This is a genomic window from Escherichia sp. 94.0001 (genome assembly GCF_013369155.2).
Classification (GTDB): Bacteria; Pseudomonadota; Gammaproteobacteria; order Enterobacterales; family Enterobacteriaceae; genus Escherichia; species Escherichia coli_F.
In genome coordinates this window covers 1-5676 of record NZ_JABWMS020000113.1, presented here as the reverse complement: position 1 = coordinate 5676, position 5676 = coordinate 1, and the positions used below count along the sequence as shown (strand labels likewise).

The 5676-nt window shown below is 45.6% G+C and carries 6 protein-coding genes and 1 pseudogene; 6 read left to right on the top strand and 1 reads right to left on the bottom strand.

All coding sequences use genetic code 11. The features are described from left to right. The first annotated feature begins 99 nt into the window (after positions 1–99). From HEN33_RS23900 to HEN33_RS23890, 3 genes are all read left to right on the top strand, one after another. The gene (locus HEN33_RS23900) at positions 100–609 is read left to right on the top strand and encodes a hypothetical protein (protein ID WP_024219674.1); all 510 of its coding nucleotides are present in this window, start codon (positions 100–102) and stop codon (positions 607–609) included. Positions 610–697: 88 nt separating this feature from the next. Then, entirely contained in the window at positions 698–1321 is a 624-nt protein-coding gene (locus HEN33_RS23895; RefSeq protein WP_001260386.1) for a hypothetical protein, read from the top strand. 95 nt (positions 1322–1416) lie between these two features. After that, positions 1417–1650 (top strand): hypothetical protein, encoded by a 234-nt coding sequence (locus HEN33_RS23890; RefSeq protein WP_000124179.1) that lies wholly within the window; start codon positions 1417–1419, stop codon positions 1648–1650. Positions 1651–1702: 52 nt separating this feature from the next. Here the strand turns inward: HEN33_RS23890 and HEN33_RS23885 are convergent, their stop codons facing one another. Beyond that, a complete protein-coding gene (locus HEN33_RS23885; RefSeq protein WP_001287881.1) occupies positions 1703–1894 on the bottom strand; it encodes a DUF4222 domain-containing protein in 192 nt (63 codons plus the stop codon). 421 nt (positions 1895–2315) lie between these two features. Here HEN33_RS23885 and HEN33_RS23880 point away from each other — a divergent pair, with 421 nt between their 5' ends. The 3 genes and pseudogenes from HEN33_RS23880 to HEN33_RS23870 all read left to right on the top strand — a co-directional run. Continuing rightward, positions 2316–2465: a hypothetical protein gene (locus tag HEN33_RS23880; protein WP_000590537.1), complete on the top strand. Its 150-nt coding sequence runs from the start codon at positions 2316–2318 to the stop codon at positions 2463–2465. 103 nt (positions 2466–2568) lie between these two features. After that, positions 2569–3615, top strand: coding sequence for a POTRA domain-containing protein (locus tag HEN33_RS23875; RefSeq protein ID WP_001345400.1), 1047 nt, complete (start codon positions 2569–2571; stop codon positions 3613–3615). A 240-nt stretch (positions 3616–3855) separates the two neighbouring features. Then, positions 3856–5622, top strand: a pseudogene (locus tag HEN33_RS23870) (AAA domain-containing protein); the annotation flags it as partial. Between the last annotated feature and the right edge of the window lie 54 nt (positions 5623–5676).

Here is a 5676-nt window from a genome sequence, read left to right as displayed (position 1 = left end):
TAACTTGTGTTTGTATCGTACCTTTCAGGTGTTGATGCGCGCTTTACTGTGTCTGCACCGGCTTGACAAAATTCAACAGGGGTTGAAAAGGAACATTTCGTGCAAATAACCGAAGCCTTAATTTCAGAGCCGGGGGAAATCCGGCGTTTTGTTCAGCAGGCGGTGGACCACTGGCCAAATCTGTTGGCATTTCACTTCACGCTCTGTTCGGCAGAAGGAATCTATGGTCAACAGATTCAGACATTTTGTAGTTCCTTTCACCGACGGGTACACGAACGTATTACGGAGCATAATCACACGGTCAGCCCATCAGCGCCGGTGGTATTACGCTGGTTGCGGGAACAACATGAAGGAGCACAGATACGATGTCTGTTGCTGCTCAGCCAGACGAGTATTTGCCATCCGCGAGTCGGCGTCATGGCTGATGAAGAATGTGCGCAACTGGTGGATTTACTGCAACAGACCTGGTCGGTGATAAGTGCTGGCGGACAATGCCGGGTGGAAAGATGTTTTCGGGTGGCCCGGCCTGGTTCATCAGGGCAATACGTGGCGTTAAAAACGGCTGTTCAGTCCTTTATGTCGCAGGTTATTGCAACAATCATCCGGTGATTGTCGGGAGGAATATCAATGCTTCCGTTAATTTTTACTGGCTGATAAAGTTTTGTCTGCTGAATCTTTATACGGAATTCCTTTCAGTATGCGTACACGAATTGACTATCTGGCGGATAAATACTGTTTTACAGAACGGAACGAATCCCCCCGTCTTCGCCGGCAGTGGCAGGATGTTCTGGAGGAGTGCCGGCAGACAGAGGCCGGGCCAGAAGAACGGTTGCGTATTGCACTGCTGAATGTGGATTACGTCACCAGTTTTGAACTGCCTTTTCGCTTGCTGCTTACCCGTACACCGCAATTGATTGCCGCGCTGCGTGAAGAATGGGGCATCAGCCAGAAAAATGTGGTGTTTAACGATAAACGGTTTGGCTGCGTGTACAGCCTGAAGGCCAGCCTTTCTGGTGTGCCGGATACATACCGGTATCATCTGTCTCACCGTATTCGTCGCGTGGTTGGGAATGAAAACACATCATTGCCATATCAGCAGGTTGCCCGGGAAGTGAAAGCGCCCCGTGAACGGCTGAAGTATGCACTGGAGGCGGGTTTACTGGTGACTGCACTGGACGGCCTGTTCTGGTTTGGCAGTCAGCGTATTGCGGCTGATGTTCTGAGGCTGAGAAAGGCCGGAATGCCGGTGGTGACCACGACCGTGGAGGTGCACGATAACCTGACGGGAACAACCCGCAAAGTACCGGCATACCATCTCTGATACAACCATCAGGGGGAATATTGCTCTGGCAGCAGCAGTATGACATTCTTTATACTTTATCCCCGTGCCTGAAAACATGTGCTAAGGAAACGGGAATGGCAAGGTCCGATTATGATATTATCAATCTGTCTCTGGAACATGAACTGAATGAGTGGCTGGCAGAGAGAGGTTATGCCGGACTGGTGGATAACCGGAATCGCCTGGCAGAAGTTGTTACCCGCAAATTGCAGGACAGCTTTTATATAAACGTTTCCAGGGATGCGCTGAACACGGCATACAGTGAACACCCGGAGTGGTTTTCTGGGCTTGTCTCCGGGGATGAGAATTAATAAGTGGATTATGCTGCTATCAGGTAGTGTGATTGCCGGCAGGGATTTCGTTTTATTCTGTTTCTTCCCGGGGTTCGGGTTTGAATTTTCCCAGAAAGTTGTACATCGGTCGCATGCAGGGATGCGGATAGCCGTCCTGCATAAACACCACCCGGGTTTCCTCAACACTGGTCAGGGTGACAAGCGCACCATGATCGTCTTTGTATCGCTGATTGACTTTCGGTAATGGAACATCTTCTGACATAAATTTTAGTACGGTAACAGTTAACTAAATTTTCATGTGGTAGCACTGAATCAGGAGACTGCGTTTCCTGATGTGCGCTGTTAATTTTCTGTTTTTACGAAACATTTTCCCCTTCTTCCTGTGTATTTTATTGCGCTCCTCCTTTCATGTCCTTCCCATATCCTGAAACTCACTTAAATGCTGTTGAATCGTCAAACATTGCAACTTTCAATGACTGAAATCAAAAATTGCTATTTTTTAAGCTAACCAACTGTATTAAAAGCATTCAGTGGAATAATTTTCTGCACTTTTCCAGTAATTATGGTTATAAATTTTGTAATGTGCTGTTTTTGCGATATTAGTCAGAATAAAGAACTATTCATTTGTGTTATATCGATCGATAAATCTGTCATGTTGCTGTAGTTCAGATCATTATTCTATAATGATCAAAATTAAGTCAATTCTAGCTGGTTTGTTACTCAGCATTCTGGTACCGGTTGATGCGGGTAAATACCGGAAGGGCGGTAGCGTGCCATCGCAAAACATGGTGGGAGGTATCGTCAGGAGGCTGGTGATTGTTGGTATGACATGAATAAAAGGTTTTTCGTTTGACTGGAAAATTATGTTGCAGGAACGAGAGGACTGAGGAACAAAGCTTATTCCGGCGCTGTCCGTCCTTGCTGTCACTGACACTGATGTCTGCTTTATTATCGCCTTTATCTCTTCAGGCAGCGGATGTCCGGCGTAGCGGAGATGAAGCATTTATCATTCAGCAGCAGCGTCAGGAAGCCCTTGAGCAACAACTGACGCCTTCAGCCCCTGATGTTCGCCTTTCTGCACCTGGCTCTTTTGCCCATAAGATTAATTTTCCTGTTGAAACGCCCTGTTTTCAGATTAAACAGACGGAACTGAAGGGGGCTGATGCGTTACCACACTGGCTGCCTTTACAAAAAATCGCCAACGGGGCGGTCGGGCATTGCCTGGGGGCGAAAGGAATTAATCTGCTGATGAGTACATTGCAGAACCGTCTGGTCGATCATGGTTATGTCACCACCCGTGTTCTGGCACCTTCGCAGGATTTAAAAAGCGGTATCCTCCGGCTGGTTATTATTCCCGGTGTTGTGCGACATGTGCGTCTGACACCGGACAGTGATGACTATATTCAGTTGTATTCCTCATTCCCGGCACACGAAGGTTCTCTGCTGGATTTACGGGACATTGAGCAGGGGCTGGATTTAGGTAACAGCCGGATACAGGGACAACATACTGAGCTGAATGCAACCAGTGGAAATCTGTCTACACAGAATGCGCAACTGAGTGCCGATACGCTTTCCGCCCGGACTGCCGGGCAGTTCAGCAGTAATGGCGGTACGATAAATGCCGACACACTGCAGATATCGGCACAAAGCCTGTCAAATCGTAAAGGCAGTCTGATTCAGACGGGAACAGGGGATTTTTCGCTGAGTCTGCCGGGAAGCGTGGATAACCGGGAAGGGCTGCTTGCGGCAAATGGCGCGGTGCGTCTGGATGCACTGAGCCTTGATAATCGCAAGGGGAAAGTGCAGGCGGAGCAGTCACCCTCCCTTCAGAAATCCCCGCCCACGTTTCTGAAACCGTTTGTGGCTGGTGTCTGTGCGGCATTGCTGGCGGTCAGCGTGGCTATTCCGGGATGGCAGTTTCTGACACAGCCATCACCGGAGGAGCAGCATTTTACCTGGGGGAATGGTTGTAAAAAGCAGTGAAAACAGTAAATACAGAGTATCGTGATGAATTAGTGCTCAGGGGCTACCAGTATTCAATAACCAGCGTATCGGCATCGCATTCCTGTAATTCTGGTATTGACTGTTATGACTAAATTCAATGTATATATGGCAGGCAGAAATATGTTAACAGTCCCGGAGTTGTGGAAAATCCTCCGGAGCTAATATCGGGAGTGCCTTAACAATTTTCCGTAAGTTAAATGATAATTTCTGAGTAAGAATATGGTCACGATTTGTGTTGACGGTGAAAATAAGACTCATAAAATTACCGACTGGACGCTGTGGGCTGGAAATGACGACAGAGAGGTTATGCTGACCTGTCATTTTCGCAGCGGGAGAAAATATACTTGTCCGCTTTCTGTATGTCAGATAACGCCAACTGTAAATTTGCGAAATGTTTTCCTCGAAAGGAAAGGGAACGCTGTAACATCCCGGGCTGAACTGGTTATTATATATGGTGATAAATATGCTGCTGTTTATTACCGCGAGGGTGAACGACCCTACATCATGAAAACGACCGGCCTTGACTTTCAACAGTGTTCAGCATTTACAGAGCATGCCGTGTTTAATTACTTGTGTAGGGTGGCTAATGAACGTATTTTTTATGCCCGTGGTAATAACAGAAATATCGATGAGAATATCCTTAGGCAGATAAAGAAAATAGTTCCTCATCCGGATACCGCCTTGCATGCATACTGTTCAGGACAGAGTAAAAAACGTGATTCGCCATGGGGTTTGATTTTTCCGTTTGGTCTTAATGAAAGTCAGTTGCTGGCTGTCGAACGGGCATTTTCCTCACAGATTTCAGTTATTGAAGGACCACCTGGAACAGGTAAAACACAGACTATACTCAATATTGTTGCTAATATATTAATTCAGAATAAAACAGTGGCAATTTTGTCCAATAATAACTCAGCTGTCAGTAATGTTTATGAAAAGATGGACAAACAGCAACTGGGATATGTGATGGCACGACTGGGGAGTACGGAGAACAGGCAACAGTTTTTTTCAACGTCGATTTCGCGTTCTGAGGAAGTCTTACCTGACTCACCGTCTGCAAATGCGATTGATGATGTACTTCAACAAGTGAAAAAACACCTGAATGCCATTAACCAGGTCGCTTCGTTAAAAGCAGAAATTAATGAGCTGAATATTGAGTATAAATACCTGCAGCAATGGCAGAGTCAGAATCTTCGACCGGAGGAGATTTTTTCTCACAAATACCGATTTTCCTCACAAAAAACAACCGACCTGATGGCTTATATTCATTACCTTTCTGACAGGCGGATTGGATTCAGAAACAGAATTGATTTGTTGTTAAACTTCATGATACTGAAAGTCAAACCATTGATGATTCCGGAGAGAAGGCTGGCGCTATTTACTTCTCTTCAGCTTTCTTATTATGAAAAAAATATCCGGGAAAAACAAATTTCTCTGAATGAATATGAGGAAGTATTTAAAAAATCTGATTTTAAAATTTTACTGGGGCGCCTGACATCATGGTCTATGCTTTATTTAAAGCAACATCTGCGAAGAAATGTTTCAACAAGAAGTTCATTCTCGGCAGAGACATACAGGGATGAATTTGACCGTTTTATAAAGCGTTTTCCGATTATTGGTAGCAGTACGCATTCGATTATTAACTCTATCGGCAAGGGGGCCCTTCTTGATTATGTTATTATTGATGAAGCCTCGCAGCAGGATATTGTTCCGGGCATTCTGGGACTGGGATGTGCCCGTAATGTAATCGTTGTAGGGGATCGTAAGCAACTTCCACATGTTCCTGTATTACTCCCGAACAGCCCATCTCCACCGGCAGAATACTATAATTGTGAGAAATATAGTCTACTTGATTCGGTTTGTATGTTGTTCAGGAACATGGTGCCAGTAACCCTTCTTAAAGAGCATTATCGTTGTCATCCTAAAATCATTCAATTTTGTAATAAGCAGTTTTATGATAATGCTCTGATACCGTTAACGGTTGATTCGTAAGCGTGCAGCAAGAACCGTATTGACGGGGATGTGTTATTCAGTCGGCAGTGC